The 17214-nt window shown below is 45.7% G+C and carries 12 protein-coding genes and 1 tRNA gene; 9 read left to right on the top strand and 4 right to left on the bottom strand.

Annotation, left to right across the window (positions count from 1 at the left end):
- The first annotated feature begins 3 nt into the window (after positions 1-3).
- From murD to BM367_RS02785, 8 genes are all read left to right on the top strand, one after another.
- Complete coding sequence (gene murD / locus BM367_RS02820) at positions 4-1338, top strand: UDP-N-acetylmuramoyl-L-alanine--D-glutamate ligase (RefSeq protein ID WP_092457413.1); 1335 nt, start codon at positions 4-6, stop codon at positions 1336-1338.
- A 17-nt stretch (positions 1339-1355) separates the two neighbouring features.
- Entirely contained in the window at positions 1356-2675 is a 1320-nt protein-coding gene (locus tag BM367_RS02815; RefSeq protein ID WP_092457411.1) for an FtsW/RodA/SpoVE family cell cycle protein, read from the top strand.
- Between the two features lie 36 nt (positions 2676-2711).
- Entirely contained in the window at positions 2712-3914 is a 1203-nt protein-coding gene (gene murG, locus BM367_RS02810; RefSeq protein WP_092460884.1) for an undecaprenyldiphospho-muramoylpentapeptide beta-N-acetylglucosaminyltransferase, read from the top strand.
- Positions 3911-5287, top strand: a complete 1377-nt coding sequence (gene murC, locus BM367_RS02805; RefSeq protein WP_092457408.1) for a UDP-N-acetylmuramate--L-alanine ligase — start codon at positions 3911-3913, stop codon at positions 5285-5287. The genes murG and murC overlap by 4 nt, the downstream gene beginning before the upstream one ends.
- Positions 5277-6182 carry a cell division protein FtsQ/DivIB gene (locus tag BM367_RS02800; RefSeq protein WP_092457405.1) on the top strand — a complete coding sequence of 302 codons (906 nt, stop codon included), beginning with the start codon at positions 5277-5279 and terminating at the stop codon, positions 6180-6182. Before murC ends, BM367_RS02800 begins: the two co-directional genes overlap by 11 nt.
- Positions 6179-7552, top strand: coding sequence for a cell division protein FtsA (ftsA, locus tag BM367_RS02795; protein WP_092457402.1), 1374 nt, complete (start codon positions 6179-6181; stop codon positions 7550-7552). The genes BM367_RS02800 and ftsA overlap by 4 nt, the downstream gene beginning before the upstream one ends.
- 63 nt (positions 7553-7615) lie before the next feature.
- Positions 7616-9283, top strand: coding sequence for a cell division protein FtsZ (ftsZ, locus tag BM367_RS02790; protein ID WP_092457399.1), 1668 nt, complete (start codon positions 7616-7618; stop codon positions 9281-9283).
- 117 nt (positions 9284-9400) lie between these two features.
- On the top strand, positions 9401-11356 hold the full coding sequence (locus tag BM367_RS02785) for a KUP/HAK/KT family potassium transporter (RefSeq protein ID WP_092457396.1): 1956 nt from the start codon (positions 9401-9403) through the stop codon (positions 11354-11356).
- Positions 11357-11380: 24 nt separating this feature from the next.
- On the opposite strand, the gene BM367_RS02780 is transcribed toward BM367_RS02785, so the two are convergent.
- The 4 genes from BM367_RS02780 to BM367_RS02765 all read right to left on the bottom strand — a co-directional run bounded on the left by BM367_RS02780 (position 11381) and on the right by BM367_RS02765 (position 16952).
- Entirely contained in the window at positions 11381-12568 is a 1188-nt protein-coding gene (locus BM367_RS02780) for a chorismate-binding protein (RefSeq protein WP_177224087.1), read from the bottom strand.
- 106 nt (positions 12569-12674) lie between these two features.
- Entirely contained in the window at positions 12675-13112 is a 438-nt protein-coding gene (locus BM367_RS02775) for a hypothetical protein (RefSeq protein ID WP_092457391.1), read from the bottom strand.
- Between the two features lie 254 nt (positions 13113-13366).
- Positions 13367-14647, bottom strand: coding sequence for an adenylosuccinate synthase (locus BM367_RS02770; RefSeq protein ID WP_092457388.1), 1281 nt, complete (start codon positions 14645-14647; stop codon positions 13367-13369).
- A gap of 67 nt (positions 14648-14714) precedes the next feature.
- A complete protein-coding gene (locus BM367_RS02765) occupies positions 14715-16952 on the bottom strand; it encodes a RelA/SpoT family protein (protein WP_245759873.1) in 2238 nt (745 codons plus the stop codon).
- Positions 16953-17062: 110 nt separating this feature from the next.
- On the opposite strand from BM367_RS02765, the gene BM367_RS02760 reads away from it, so the two are divergent.
- Positions 17063-17144 (top strand) — tRNA-Leu (locus BM367_RS02760).
- Positions 17145-17214: the final 70 nt, after the last annotated feature.

Below are 17214 nucleotides of genomic sequence, written 5' to 3'. Positions count from 1 at the left end.
CACATGGCAGAAAAAGTGGTCATATTAGGTGCAGGCGAAAGCGGTGTAGGTGCAGCTCTTCTGGCTGTGAAGCAAGGCTATGAGGTATGGGTATCAGATGCCGGAGCCATTGCTGATCATTACAGGCAAGAGCTGCAAGCAGCACATATCCCATTTGAAGAACATAAGCACAGCTATGATAAAATATTTGAAGCAGATTGGATTATCAAAAGTCCAGGCATTGCAGAAGCCGCACCGGTAATGCAAGCCGTAAGATCAAAATCGAAACGTGTGATTAGTGAAATAGAGTGGGCTTATCGTTTCTGCAATCAGGCAACCATTATTGCCATAACAGGTACCAATGGTAAGACCACTACAACCGCATTGATCCATTATCTTTTGAAAAACTCCGGCATACAGGCAGCCTGCGTTGGCAACATAGGTAATAGTTTTGCCAGGCAGGTTGCTACCTCACCGGAACCTTGTTATGTGGTGGAGGTAAGTAGTTTTCAGCTGGATGATATTGAAACCTTCCATCCGCATGTAGCCGTGTTGCTAAATATTACAGAAGATCATCTCGATCGCTATGGCAGCATGGAAGCGTATGCAGCTGCTAAGTTCCGCATCACGGAAAACCAGACAGCAGAAGATTATTTTATTTATTGCCTGGATGATCCTTACACAAGGAAATTCTTTAAAAAAAATATTCATTCACAACTTTTACCTTTTAGCATTATGGAACAGGTTAAACAAGGAGCTTACATGCAAGACCAGCAAATTCACATTCGCATCCATGATGATGAATGCATTTTATCGGCTGACGAATTATCACTCAGGGGCAAACACAACATCTACAACTCTATGGCTGCAGGAATTGCGGGTAAAACCATGAACATCCGGAATGAAAAGATCAGAGAAAGCCTGGCAACTTTCAAAGGCATTGAGCACAGGCTGGAATACGTAGCTACCGTGCGTGGAGTGGAGTTTATCAATGACAGCAAAGCCACCAATGTAAACTCTGTATGGTATGCACTGGAATGCATGAAAAAACCCGTTATCCTCATCATGGGTGGTATTGATAAGGGTAATGATTATGAAATTATCCGCGGGCTGGTAAAAGAAAAGGTAAAAGCTATCGTGTGTCTGGGAAAAGATAACCGGAAAATTAATGAGGCATTTAAGGATGATGTGCAACTGATGGTCAATACAACATCCATGAAAGAAGCGGTAGAAGCGGCATTCCACTTTGCCAGCCCGGGTGATGTGGTATTGCTTTCACCCGGATGTGCAAGTTTTGATTTGTTTAAGAATTATGAAGATAGAGGAAGGCAGTTCAAGCAGGCGGTGAAGGACTTATAAACAAAAAGCATTTGCTTATGAAGCAGCTGATGCAGCAGATAAGGGGTGATAAGGTAATATGGGGTGTGGTGATCATGCTTTCGTTGATCAGTATGCTGGCCGTGTATAGTTCCACGGGCATGCTGGCATATCGCATGCAGCATGGCCATAATGAATATTATTTGTTTAAGCAAGTATCGGTGTTATTGTTTGGATTATTGATTATTTATCTTTCTCATCGCGTACATTATATGATATATGCTAGGGTGGCAAAAATCGGAGTGATCATTGCTGTTCCGCTGCTTATTTATACTTTGTTGTTTGGTTCACACGTCAATGATGCCAGTAGATGGATACGCTTGCCGGTGATTAATCTGACTTTTCAGACATCTGATTTTGCAAGGCTGGCACTTTTCATGTACGTATCTCTTCAACTGGCAAGACATCAGGAAGAAATAAAAGATTTTCATAAAGGATACAAACCGGTGCTGGTAGCGATGCTGGTAATATGCGGATTGATTGCTCCGGCTAATTTATCTACTGCTTTGCTGCTGGGTGCAAGTTGTTTCTTGCTGTGCTTTATTGGAAGAGTTGCTTTGAAACATCTGATGATTACCTTGCTGGTTGTAGCTCTACCTTTGCTGATACTGATGGGTATAGCAGCATTGACTTATCATCCGGATGATCAGCTGCATACATTCGATAGGCGTCAAAGGGCTTGGTATGAAAGAGTGATTGAACGCGTGGAAGGCAAAGGTCGTATAGCCACCTGGATTCATCGTGTTCAGGATTTCATGTTTGCTTCACATGAAGATGTACCTTATCAGGTAGAACAGGCCAAGATTGCCATTGCAAGGGGAGGCCTGCTGGGCAAAGGCCCGGGCAACAGCATCCAGCGTAATTTTTTACCGTATCCGTATTCAGATTTCATTTTTGCTATCATTATTGAAGAGTATGGACTTGTGGGTGCGGCTTTGTTGATAATGTTGTATCTCATTCTGTTGTTCAGATGCATTCGTTTGTTCAGGCGATGTCCGTATGCTTTTGGTTCATTTTTATGTATTGGATTGAGTTTTACATTGGTTATTCAGGCTTTTGCCAATATGGGTGTGGCAGTGAATTTACTTCCTGTAACGGGAGTTACCCTTCCCCTGGTAAGTATGGGTGGATCTTCCATTTGGTTCACCAGTCTTTCCATCGGCATCATTTTAAGTGTTGCACGTTATATGGAAAAGGAAGAATTGGAAAAACAACAACTGTCTGAAGTTGAAGAAAGCTGGATGGATTCATTGGAATCTGGCAATGTCGCAAGTATGGATGATAGTAAAATCGCAAAACCATTGGCGTATGAAAGTTAATCATTCGTTGATGAGGAGTTATTAATGCTTCAAGCCATGGGTGAGCAACAGCAGTCATATACGCAAACACCACAAGCAGGTCGCATCATCATCAGCGGCGGCGGCACGGGAGGGCATATTTTCCCGGCCATTGCCATAGCTCGTGCATTGCAGCAACTGCAACCCGATATACAAATTTTGTTTGTGGGTGCAAAAGGTAAAATGGAAATGGAAAAAGTGCCGCAGGCTGGATATCCGATTCGCTCCCTGGATATCAAAGGCATGGATCGCAGCAATTGGTGGAAAAATATCACCCTGCCTTATTTTATTCTGAAAAGCATTTTACAAGCCCGTCATATTTTACATGATTTCAAACCTCATGCCGTGGTGGGTGTGGGAGGTTATGCCAGTTTCCCAATGTTGTTTGCTGCCCAGCAGGTAGGCATAGATACCTATATTCAGGAGCAGAATTCATTTGCAGGCAAAGCAAATCAATGGCTCGCAAAAAAAGCTACACGCATTTTTGTAGCGTTTGATGGAATGGAAAAATTCTTCCCGAAAGAAAAAATGATGGTTACAGGCAACCCGGTCAGGCAGGATATTTTAGCTGAAAATATTTCCAAGGCTGAGGCATGTCGTTTTTTTGAACTGGATCCGCAACGCCCTGTGGTATTGGTTGTGGGTGGCAGCCAGGGTGCGCGTTCCATCAACCGGGCTGTGCAGCAAAATATAGAATTTTTGATTTCGCATCAGATTCAGTTGATCTGGCAAACGGGCAAGCTGGATTATGAAAACATACAGCAATTTATTGACTCGAAAGCTGAACAAATCCAATATCGTGCTCAGATTAAGGTAATGCCTTTTATCCAGGATATGGCAAGGGCTTATGCAGCTGCTGATGTGGTGGTATCAAGAGCAGGAGCTATTGCCATCGCTGAATTGTGTGTGATGCAAAAGCCGGCTATTCTGGTGCCTTTCCCATTTGCTGCAGAAGACCATCAAACACATAATGCACGCATGCTGGCTGAAAAACAGGCAGCCTGGATGATTGCAGATGCAGAAGTACAGGAAAAACTGGTTCATGCCATTATTGATTTGTGTACAGATGAAGAAAAAAGAAAAAATTTAAGTGAACATATTGGAAAGCTGGCCATAAGAAATGCGGATAAACGGATTGCAGAAACAATTCTGCAGGATTTAAAACGAAGATATCATGAGCTATCATGCTCAGTAAGCACAAACGTAAATCATCATTCATGAAAATCAACAGCGCAGATATTAAGCGAGTGTATTTCATTGGTATTGGTGGCATTGGCATGAGTGCCCTGGCTCGTTATTTTCATGAACAGGGTGTTGTGGTGAGTGGATATGATCGCACACCATCCACACTATGCCGACAGCTGGAACAGGAAGGCATATCCATTCATTATGATGAAGATATTGATGCCATCGATCGGGAAGCTGATGTAGTGGTATATACACCTGCTGTTCCGCCTGATCATGCCGAATTGCTGTATTACAGAAATCATGGTTATCCATTATTCAAACGCAGTGAAATGCTGGGCATGATCTGTAAAAACATGACTGCCATCGCTATTGCCGGTACACACGGGAAAACCACTACCACTACATTGATTGCACATATACTCAGGCATTGCGGGCGTACGTCTTATACTTTTTTGGGCGGTATTTCTGTCAATTATCAAACCAATTACTGGAAAGGAACAGAGCCTTTGGTAGTGGTAGAAGCTGATGAATACGACCGATCCTTTTTGCATTTGCATCCTTATATAGCTGTAGTAACGTCCATGGATCCGGATCATCTGGATATTTATGGTACGAAAGAAGCTATGCAGGATGCATATTTTCAGTTTGCCCAACAGCTGAAGCCGGGCGGATGTCTGATTTATCATAAGGGTATTGCACGTGAAGAGGAATGGCAAAAGATAGCTACGTATAGTTATCATCTCCATGATCCGAAAGCTGATTTTTATGCAACAAATGTTCGCATTCAGGATGGTCATTATCGTTTTGATGTGCAGGCTCAGCATATGGTGATTGAAGATTTATGTATGCAGACAGGCGGGCTTTACAATGTGGAGAATGCAGTAGCAGCCATTGCTGTAGTCAGGCAGCTGGGTTTGGATTCCAAACAAATCAAAGATGCAATTCAGCATTTCAAGGGCGTAAAACGTCGCTTTGAATATATCTTAAAGCGAGCCGATATTGTTTTTATAGATGATTATGCACATCATCCGCAGGAATTAAAAGCCTTGCTCAGCAGTGCTAAGGAGTTTTATCCTGATCAGCGTTTGCATGTTGTTTTTCAACCTCATTTGTATTCGCGCACACGTGATCTGGCCAGGGAGTTTGCTGCCAGTCTGGATCTGGCCGATCGGGTATGGCTTTTGCCCATTTATCCCGCAAGGGAATTACCTATACCGGGTGTAAGCAGTGAACTGATTCGTGATTTCATGAAAAAAGCAGAAGTGAGTTGTGTGGATAAAAAGGAGTTGATTGTAGAGCTTTCTGAAAAAAAACCAAAGCTATTAATTACCGCTGGTGCGGGTGATATTGATCAACTTATTCCGGAGATTGTGCAGATTTATCAATCTACCTCCTATGCGGCATAACGGGGTTTCATATCGGATGCAAATCGGTTGGCTGATCGCAAGCATATTGTTGTCAGCTGCGCTGATCGTGTTGTTTGTGTTTGCCGCACATCAGAATCAGCAACTCGTCTGCAAAGGAATTGTGGTAGAGCATGCACGTACAGATGCATATCCGAAATTTATTTCTGTGAATGATATACTGAAAATCATTCGCACATTTCATCCGGAAGGGAAACCGCTGCATCAAATTGATCTCCATGCAATAGAGCAGGCGTTACAGCAGAATCCGTGGATGCAGCATGTGACATTGTTTTTCGATACCCACGGTAAACTGCATGTACGCTATGCACAAAAAACACCTATGCTATTGGTGTACACAAAAAATGGAGCATCTTTTTACCTCGATACACAAGGACATAAGATTCCTGTTTCAGACAGGTATCAACCTGATGTGCCTGTTGTAACCGGTTGGTTTTCGTTGGATCATCAGCACGACAGTGTGTTGAATAAAAGGCTTATGCAAATAGGACTTTTGCTGATGAATGATAGTTTCTGGAATGCGCAGGTACAGCAGATTGACATTCAGCCTGATGGCAGGATGCTGATGATCCCCACTGTTGGTCCCGTCATTCAACTCGGGAATGCTGAACGATTTGATTTGCAGTGCAGGGTTTTGCAGGCATTTTATCAACAGGTATTGTTGAAAGGATATATGCAGGTATATGATACCGTCGATGTATCTGTGCCTTCGCAGATTATGGCCATCCGGAAATCCACACCTGCAGATGCTCACGTGCGTCTTATGCAATTCGCTGATCAGGTTACAGACAGCCAGCAGTTACAGGTAGCTATGATGCCTGAAAAAGAACAGAAAGCTGTATTTATTCATCATATTCAAAAACCTTTTGAACCATGAGCAAACCATCGCCTATCATTGTTGGACTTGATATAGGCACTACAAAAATTGCAGTGATTGCCGGCAGAAAAAATGAATTCGGAAAACTGGAAATCCTCGGATTTGGAAGAGCCGATTCCTTTGGTGTGCAACACGGTATGGTGCTCAATATTGAACAAACCATACGGGCTATTCAGGAAGCCCTTCAGCGTTGCTATGCTTCCAATCCGGATCTGATCATTGAAGAAGTATATGTGGGCATTGCGGGTCAGCATATCCAAAGTCTGCAGACACGCGGAGAAATGATTCGAACCGATATTGAATCTGAAATTTCCAAACAGGAAATTGAACAACTCATCAATGACCAGTATAAAACCTATATTCCCACGGGAGATCAGATTATTGACGTAATTCCGCAAGAATTCTCGGTTGATCAGTTTCAGAATATTACCAATCCCGTAGGTTATTCAGGTATCAAAATCGGAGCAAGTTTTCACATCATTACCGGAAACAAGCTTGCTATCCGCAACATTTACAGAAGTGTGGAAAAGGCTGGCCTGCACGTAAAAGATCTGGTACTGCAGCCACTTGCTTCTGCAGCAGCTGTCATGTGTGATCAGGATCTGGAAGCAGGCGTGGCTATTGTGGATATTGGTGGGGGCACTACGGATATGGCTGTGTTTTATGAAGGGGTGTTGCGGCAAACGGTGGTGATTCCTTACGGGGGTGAGAACATTACCAATGATATCAAAAATGGGTTGGGGGTATTGCGTACACAGGCTGAGCAGATGAAGGTGCAATTTGGTTCTGCGCTTGCTGATGAAGCCAAAAGCAATGCCTATATTACCATTCCTGGTTTGCGCGGACAACAGCCGAGGGAAATTTCTGTTAAAAACCTGGCGCACATCATCCAGGCACGCATGCAGGAAATCCTGGATTTCGTCATGTATCATTTGCGGCAGATCGGACTGGACAGCAAATATTTAAACGGCGGCATCATCCTCACGGGTGGCGGATCGCAGCTCAAGCATCTTATTCAGCTTACCGAATACGTAACCGGCCTCAGCGCCAGAATTGGGTATCCAAATGAACATCTGGCAAGTGGCCATCCTGAAGAACTGGCGCGACCCATGTATGCAACCTGCATCGGTCTTATCCTGAAAGGATTGAATGACTATGAAAATCATCCGGAAGCCTTTGAAGCCCATTTCAAGCGCATCAATGGAATGAATGAAGAACAATCTGTGCAAGCCTCATCCGAAAAGGCTCAGCCAACCGATCAGCAAGAAAGGCAGGCCTCTGTCCGGAACAATCGCCTGCGAGCATTTCTGGATAACATTAAATCAGGTATCATCGAATTGTTCCGGGATGAAGAAGATAAAACAATATAAACCTACGCATATAAACGCACCATGATTACATTCAATAGCGCAAACCTTAAAAAAAGAAATAGTATGATCTACTTTGATCTTCCCAAGGAAAAGTCCTCCATCATTAAAGTGATAGGTATCGGCGGAGGGGGTAGTAATGCCGTGAATTATATGTACAGCCTGGGTATTGAAGGAGTTGATTTTATTGTATGCAATACAGACGCACAGGCATTGGCCAACAGCCCGGTTCCCAACAAGGTACAACTGGGCCCTTCTTTGACACAGGGTCTGGGTGCAGGGGCCAATCCTGAAATCGGCAAACAGGCTACAGAAGAATCGCTCGAAGAAATCCGGCGTATCCTTGAAGTGAATACCAAAATGGTGTTTATTACCGCAGGTATGGGCGGAGGTACCGGTACAGGTGGAGCCCCCATTGTGGCCAGAATCTGCCGGGAACTGGGCATCCTCACGGTGGGCATAGTTACCACGCCTTTCTCCTATGAAGGTCGCCGGCGCATGCAGCAGGCTGAAATGGGCATTCAAAACCTGAAGGAATATACAGATACCCTGTTGATTATTTCAAACGACAAGCTGCGTCACCAATTCGGAAATCTGCCATTTAAGGCCGCTTTTGCCAAAGCCGATAATATCCTGGCTATTGCAGCCAAATGTATCACCGATGTCATTAACCAGCATGGCCATATCAATGTTGACTTTGCAGATGTTTGCACAGCCATGCGAAACGGCGGTGTTGCCATTCTGGGATCGGCCACAGCGGGCGGTGAAAACCGTGCCCAGAAAGCCATTGAAATGGCGCTTAGTTCACCGTTGTTGAATGATAATGACATACACGGTGCAAAATGGGTATTGCTCAACATCACTTCATCAGAAGGGCAGTATGAGCATACCATCGATGAAATGGATATTATTCAATCCTACATTCAGGCACAGGCCGGTGATGCATGCGATGTGATTCTGGGTGTGGGCTATGATCAGTCGTTGGGCGAACAGATTGGAGTAACCATCATCGCTACAGGATTTGAACAAAAACCCCTCCGTCAGCTCCGGGAAAAAGAGCATACCAAAGCACCTGAGGAAAAAATTACAGTGGTACTGGGAAAGGAAAACGAAGAAAAAAAACTTTGGAAAACGCAGTCATCTGAGAAGCCGGAGACCGAGGATAAGCCCGAAACAGATGCACTTGCACCCAAACTGGTTGATCCCGAAGAACAGCCTGTGCCCCGCAAATCCTCTTCAGCCGGCATGCTTAGCCTTTTCAACGAACCGGCCGAACAAAAAAGCCAGGATTACTCAAGGTCGGTTACCGATCAAGCAGGCCATTCGCGTATTTATGCACAAGCACCTGCAGCGAAATCCAGACCGGCATCTCCTCCCCAGCAGCTATCCGAGGATCAGCCGGGTGAGATGAAGCTGATATATAAAGATGAACCACCATCGGCTCCTGCAGCCTCAAACACAAAACCACAGGAAAGTCTGGAGGATCCCGACATCCGTTCCAAACATATAGAACGCATCACCAAACTAAAACAGCTGAGTATTCCGCTTTCTCCCTCTGAAGAAATGGAGGAAATTCCAGCTTTTATTCGTCAGGGATTGTCTATCAGCCAGGATTTGCCGCCTGCTGATCCGCATCAGCTGTCCGGAATTCGTGTGCAACCCGATCCCCAGGGGCAGGGCAAATCGTCTATCAGCACATTGAATACTTTTTTAAATGGGAAAAAGCCCGACTGAACAATGGCAAGCAGGTCTTTTCCGCCTCCATCCCGGGATTACCCCGGGATTTTCTTTTATTCCATATCCATCACCTAATTTTGCGTATGGTTTCATAAAACTCGGGATTTACTGCACGTGAGCAAACCAACTTCTCATCTTCAGAAAGCCACTTGGGGTGGCTTGCTTGTTGCGCTTGGCATTGTATACGGAGACATTGGCACATCTCCCCTGTACACTTTCGCAGCCATTGTAAGAGGTCAGCCTATACAGGAATTGCTGGTGGTTGGAGGGGCTTCTCTTATCATCTGGACATTAACCATGCAAACCACCATCAAGTATGTGATTCTCACGCTTCGGGCTGATAACAAGGGCGAAGGTGGTATATTTTCACTCTATGCCCTCATCAGGCGGCATGCCAAATGGGCGGTGATTTTTGCCATGATTGGTGGGGCGGGATTGCTGGCCGATGGATTAATTACACCTCCTATTTCTGTCACTTCTGCTATTGAAGGACTTGGCCTGCCACAGGACGATACAGTAAAAATTGTATTGTTTATCCTCACCCTTTTGTTTTTAGTGCAGCAATTTGGCACCGAATGGATTGGCCGTTTTTTTGGCCCGATTATGCTTGTGTGGTTTTTGATGATGGCCGTGGTGGGTTTACCTCATTTGCTGCAGAACCCGTCGGTATTAAAGGCATTTAATCCTTATTACGGATTGAAATTATTGTATGAATATCCCAAAGGATTTTTAATACTGGGCGCCGTGTTTTTGTGTACAACCGGTGCTGAAGCTCTCTATTCAGACCTGGGTCATTGTGGAAGAAACAATATTCGCTTTAGCTGGATATATGTGAAAACCTGTCTTATCCTGAGTTATTTAGGACAAAGTGCATGGTTACTGTCGCATAAAGGTGAAGTCATTTCTGAAAATATCAGTCCATTTTACGCCATCATGCCAGCCTGGTTTTTGCCTTTTGGAATTGTGATTGCAACGGCGGCAACCATCATTGCCAGCCAGGCCTTGATTTCGGGTTCTTATACATTGGTAAGTGAGGCCATGCGTTTAAATCTGTGGCCAAAACTTAAAATCAATTATCCCACAGAAGAAAAAGGGCAGCTGTACGTACCTGGTATCAACCTGTTGTTATTTATCGGTTGCATATCTGCCGTATTGTTGTTTCAGCGCTCATCGGCCATGGAAGCGGCTTACGGCATTACCATTACGGTATGTATGCTTATGACTTCCTTTCTTTTCGCTGTATATTTATATACCCATCGTGTAAAATCTGTGTGGATTGTAGCTTATCTGGTGGTTTATCTGACCATAGAATTTTCTTTTCTGTTTTCCAACCTGGTGAAATTTGTACATGGCGGTTATTTCTCCATTTTCGTAGGCGGGCTGCTGTTTATGGTCATGTATGTGTGGTATAAATCCCGGAAAATCCGCAATCGATACGTGGAATTTGTCAGGCTGGAAGATTATTTGCCTCTGCTGCAGGAATTGAGCAATGACCAAAGCATTCCCAAATATGCTACGCATCTGGTGTACCTGACCAGCGCCAATCATCCGCGCGAAATTGAACATAAAATCATCTATTCCATCTTCAACAAAAAACCCAAGCGTGCCGATATTTACTGGTTTGTGCATGTGGACGTACTGGATGATCCTTATACTTGTGAGTATGTAGTGGATACAATTATTCCCAATGAAGTCATCCGCATTGAATTCAGGCTTGGCTTCAGGGTTGAGCAACGCATCAATCTTATGTTCCGCAAGGTAGTGGAAGACATGGTGCAAAACAGAGAAGTAAACATTACCAGTCGTTACGAATCTCTTAGCAAAAACAATGTAGTAGGGGATTTTCGCTTTATTGTGATTGAAAAATTTCTTTCTCATGAAAATGATTTGCCCATTTATGAGCGTTTGATGATGCGTGGTTATTTCCTGTTGAAAAAAATCAGTCTCTCTGAGGAACGTGGATTTGGGTTGGACCCCAGTTATGTGACAGTAGAAAAATTTCCGTTGGTGATTGCTCCTGTAACCAATCTCAGGTTAAAGCGAGTGTATGAGACGGAAAAGGGTTCTTGAAAGTTTTTAATCCATTTCAATTAATTAAATCCGGATATCTGCGAGCTGTCTGGTTTTTATGAGGCATTCTTCCCATTCATCTTCTGGATTGCAATAACAGGTAATACCTGATCCTGCATGGTAATATACCCGTTGGGCCTCCGGGGTATAGAGCAATGATCGGATCATGACATTCATTTCCATATCGCCTTCAGGCGTGATATAGCCAGCAGCACCGGAATATATGCCTCTGGGCCAGGATTCGTAATGATCGATTAGTTCCAGTACTTTTTTCTTGGGTGCACCGGTCATAGAACCCATGGGAAATGTAGTTGCCAGCAAGTCGCCGATCTGATAAGGCGTATCCATTTCGCTGCAAATAGTTGAAATCATTTGATGCACGGTGGGATAGGAATAAATTTTCAGCCATTCGGTTACCTTCACTGAGCCGGGCACGGCTGTGCGGGAAAGATCATTTCGTATCAGATCTACCACAATGGTGTTTTCAGCCCGTTCTTTTGGCGATTGCTGCAGGAAAAGCCGCAATTGAGCATCTTCCTGTGTATTGCTGCCTCTTCGGATGGTGCCTTTCATAGGTTGCATGAGGATTTGCCGGTCGCGTTTCAGCAAATACCGTTCGGGACTGGCACACAGCAAATAGGCATCGTGCAGCCGATAACACAGGGAAAACGGGGCGGGAGGAAGCTGCATGAAGGTTTCAACGGGCGAAATCTTTACCGGATCGCTGGTAAACAACTGGCAGAAATTCAGCTCATAGCAATCACCTCGTTGAATATGATGCAGGATGGCATGAACGGTATCCAGATATTGTTTCCGCGTTAAGACCGGGTGAATGGATAGCGGATGGCGAAGCTGAGGGAGATCGACTCTGCTTTTGCTGATTTCTTCAAAGATCCGCCTGGCTTCTGTTTCGGAACCATGGATGCCTATCTGTACCTGATCGGGATATACCCACACCAGGATTTCGGGTATAAAAAAATAAATGTCCGGAAATCCGCAAAGACAAGGCTTTGCAGAAATGCCGGGCCACACGTAGGCTGTCATGGGATAGGCTACATGCCCCACCATCCAATCGCGATGGGTGGCATGGAAAGGTGCCAGCTGCTCCAGGGCTCTTTCGGGCTGAGGTTTCCATTCATAGCGAACTCCTGCAGCCAGCATCCACGGGGCTTGCTGCCATCCATGTGGATAAGGATGATTTTTGAAATACATAAACACCCGGAACATCCTGCTCCAGGTGAGCAGCTGCGTGGCAAAGGAAAACGAATCTGGAGGACGGAAAGTATAAAATAAACGCGCTATGGCAGAAGTTTAAAGATTAAAAATCATCCTCTTCGTCCTCGTCAAAACCAGGCTCGGTAAAGAATCCAAGATCTTTGAAGTCTTCATCATACAATTCATCATCGTCTTTGCTTCTCCGGCCTGGCTTTTTTGAACGGGAAGGAGGTAGGTCAAACTCTTCGAAGTCGGGATCATAATCATCCTCATCCACATCTTCCCATTCGTCGTCAAGCCGTTCATCCCATTCATCTTCCTCTTCTTCCACGCTGGCCTTTCGGGACTTTTTACCCTGAGGGTTGCCCGATTTCTTTCGGGCAGACTTGCCCCGGGAGCTTACAACCTCATCTTCCTCTTCTTCATTCAGTTCTTCCTCTTCCTGTTTGGATTTGGAAGAAGCTTTCCGGGTGCTGGTCTTTGGCTTTGACTGACGCTTTTCGGATTTCTGTTTCTTTTCCTTGTCAGACCTGGCTTTCATGTGTATGAAATTTTAGGTTCATAACTAATGTATAACAGGCTGCTATATGAGTTGTTCAGTTATTTCTGCCATCCTATGGTTATGCTATAAGGTTTCTGGGTTCAGGTTTTTCATCCTGTGATGTTTCAAGGGTAAAATTATGGGAATTTCTTTTATGCCATATATGTTGAAAGTAAAGCGCAATCAGGATATCGGGCATTCATTTGTAAAGTTTTGACTTGTTTTTTAAACGACCAAATTTTTTTTCAAAAATTTCAGTCGCTCAAAGTCTTTTCTTCCCTTTTCAGGAGCTGATTTCGTTCAGGCCCATTTGATAGGCTGGTGATGGGTATTTGCAGGTAGTTTTCAATAAAATTCAGGTAATTTTTCAATTCAGGCGGAAGCTCATGGTATTGCTGTACTTCAGCCACCGGACGCTGCCATCCTGAGAAGCTCTGGTAAACAGGGGTGATGGTTTCATCAAGATAAAATGGCATTTCGCGGATTTCCTGTCCGTTCATGCGGTAAGCTATGGCTGCCTGAATAGTAGTGAAATGGTCCAGCACATCGGTTTTGGTCATGACCAGTTGGGTAACGCCGTTGAGCATGCAGGTATACCGCAGGGCCACCAAGTCAATCCATCCGCAACGGCGGGGGCGGCCGGTGGTAGCACCGTATTCATGTCCGGCCTGGCGCAGTTGTTCTCCCGTTTCGTTGAGCAGTTCGGTTGGGAAGGGGCCGCCACCCACGCGTGTACAATAAGCTTTGGTAACGCCAATGACTTCTCCGATTTGCCTGGGTGAAAGGCCCAGGCCCGTGCAGACACCTGCAGCAAGGGTGGTGGAAGAAGTTACATAGGGATAGGTACCAAAGTCAATATCGAGCATGCTTCCCTGAGCTCCTTCGGCCAGGATGCGTTTGCCTTGCTGGTACCAATCCTGCAGCCGGTATTCTGCCCGGATGATTTGCAATTGACGCAGGTAAGCTATGGCATCCATAAATGCAGCTTCCTCCTCGCCGATATTTTCTTCAAAAGCATAATGGCTGAGCAGTTCCAGATGTTTTTTTCGCAATGCCTGGTAAGCCTTGTCGAAGTGCGCAAGTTGTACATCGCCCACCCGCAGGCCATTGCGGCCTGTTTTATCCATATAGGCAGGTCCAATACCCCGCAATGTGGATCCGATGCGAGCCTTGCCCTTGGCTTGTTCTGAAGCTTTATCGAGTGCCCGGTGTGTGGGCAATATGAGATGGGCTTTTTGGGAGATAAAAAGACGCGACTTTACATCCACTCCCCGTGCTTCGAGAGACTGGATTTCGTTTTTCAGGATAACCGGGTCAATCACCACACCATTGCCAATCAGATTGAGGGTGTGCGGATGGCAGATGCCCGAGGGAATGGTGTGCAGCACAATTTTTTCCCCATTGATGTAAAGAGTATGACCGGCATTGGGGCCGCCTTGAAACCGCGCTACCACATCATAATGATGGGCAAAATAGTCAACAATCTTGCCTTTGCCTTCATCGCCCCATTGCAAACCCAGGATAACATCTACCATCTGGAAAAGTTTTTGAAAAGCGGGAGCAAAAATAGGAGTTGCTTTTCAGGCATACAAAAGAAAATCATCAGGGTGTCTCCAGGCGTGTGACGGATTCAATTCCGTCGAGTTTTTTGAGTCGCTCCACCAACTCGTCCAGCTCCTCTTTGTCGTGTACAAACACTTTGATGATGCCTTCGAAAACTCCGCCCTGCGATTCAATGGTGAGAGCCGAAATATTGATTTTCATTTCACCGGAAATCACGTTGGTGATTTTATGGATGACACCCACATCGTCCATACCCACAATGCGCAGGCCGGTGAGGAAAGAAATCTCTTTGTTCTTTGCCCATTTGGTTTTGACGATGCGATGGGCGTAATTGGCCAGCAATTGTGGGGCATTGGGACAGTTAGTGCGGTGTATTTTTAAGCCCTCTGTAGCAGTGATAATCCCAAACACGTCATCACCCGGAATGGGTTTGCAGCAGTTGGCCAGTTTGTAAGCGATTTTATCGGAGCTTTCACCGAAGATGATCAGCTCGGCTTCATTTTTCCGGGGCAGATGTTTGGAAATATCGCCGTGCGATTCCTTTTCCTGGATTTCAGGAGCGGGCGGTCTGGGCAATTCCAGGCGCTCGCCATTTACCGTAAAATGTTTCAGTTCTTTCAGGTCAATGGCTTTGATAGCGATCTGGTAATAGAAATCCAGCAAAGCCGTCTGGTGGAAATACTGCATCAATTCGTTGAGGTTTTCCTGGGAGGCAGGAACACCCATGGCGGCCAGCTTTTTTTCCAGCATAGCCTTTCCATCCATGGCCACCTTGCGTTTTTCTTCCTTAAGGGCGTCCTTGATGGCCGATTTGGCTTTTGCCGTAACCACAAAGTTCAGCCAGTCTTCGGTAGGCTTTTGTTTCTGAGAGGTGATAATTTCCACCTGATCGCCGCTGCGCAGCTTATGGCTGATGGGCACCAGTTTGTAGTTCACTTTGGCACCAATACATCGGTTCCCGATATCGGTGTGGATGGTGTAGGCAAAATCCAGAGCTGTGGCGCCTGCGGGTAGCACCTTCACATCCCCCTTGGGGGTATAGACATAAATTTCTTCGGAGAACAGGTTCAGCTTGAAATCCTGCAGGAAGTCGAGTGTATTGCTATTCGTTTGGTTCAGCAGCTCGCGGATTTGCCGCAGCCATTCATCGAAGCGGCTTTCGGAAGAGGTTCCTTCCTTGTATTTCCAGTGAGCGGCGAGTCCTTTTTCTGCGATTTCATTCATGCGACGGGAGCGGATCTGCACTTCCACCCAGCGGCCACCCGGCCCCATCACGGTGATATGCAGGGCTTCATAGCCGTTGGATTTAGGATTGCTGATCCAGTCGCGCAGCCGTTCGGTATTGGGCATGTAAAAATCGGTGATGATGGAATATACCCGCCAGCAGTCAGCTTTTTCCCGTTCCGGTGGTGAATTCAGGATAATGCGGATGGCAAACAGATCATACACTTCCTCAAAAGACACGTTTTTTTTGCGCATCTTTTGCCAGATGGAGTGGATGGTTTTGGGCCGACCAAAGATTTCAAAATCGAATCCTTCCTGTTGCAGTTTCTCCCGGATGGGTTTGATAAATTCGTTGATATAACGGGTACGTTCGCGGCGGGTTTCCTGGAGTTTTTGAGCAATAGAAAAATAAGCCTCCGGCTCGGTGTACTTCATGGCCAGGTCTTCCATTTCCAGCTTGATGTTGTACAAACCCAGTCGGTGGGCCAGTGGAGCATAGATGAATGTGGTTTCGGAGGCGATTTTTAATTGCTTTTCCCGACTCATGCTGTCGAGTGTCCGCATGTTATGCAGCCGGTCGGCCAGTTTAATGAGAATCACGCGGGGATCCTCAGCCAGGGTGAGCAGAATTTTGCGAAAGTTTTCGGCTTGTTTGGTGGTATTGCCTGATTCCTCAATATTGCTCAATTTGGTGAGCCCATCGATGATACGTGCGCATTGGCTGCCAAATTCTCGTTCGATATCCTGCAGGGTGATTTCAGTATCTTCAACCGTATCGTGAAGCAATGCGCAGATAGCAGACGTCACGCCCAGTCCGATCTCCTCCACGGTAATGAGCGCCACGGCAAGGGGATGCAGGATATAGGGTTCACCCGATTTGCGGCGCATATCGCGATGGGCTTCGGCTGCCATCTCAAAGGCTCTCCGCACCAGTTCCTTATCGCCCTTTTTTAACTTTGTTTTCAAAGCCCTTAGCAGGGCGCGGTATTGGCGGACAATTTCTTTTTTCTCCTTCTCCTCGTCCGGCACATAAGGCCTTTTGGTCATCATCATGTCCATATCTCAAATTTACGAAGCTTTCGGCTGCTATTCACCGTCCCACCCACAGCTTTTCCATTCTCCCCAAAATGCAATACCTTTGCCAGCTCCGGAGGTGAAAAAGCGCGGACGTGGTGGAACTGGCAGACACACCAGACTTAGGATCTGGAGCCGAAAGGCGTGGGGGTTCGAATCCCCCCGTCCGCACGTCAACCGCAGACCGCCAAATTTACCGGAGATGCTGACGTTGCGGCAGCAACTCACATGCAGGAATCAT

The sequence above is a fragment of the Thermoflavifilum thermophilum genome (assembly GCF_900116565.1).
Taxonomy (GTDB): domain Bacteria; phylum Bacteroidota; class Bacteroidia; order Chitinophagales; family Chitinophagaceae; genus Thermoflavifilum; species Thermoflavifilum thermophilum.
The sequence above is the reverse complement of the archived record's forward strand: the minus strand, read 5'-3'. Positions and strand labels throughout refer to the sequence as shown.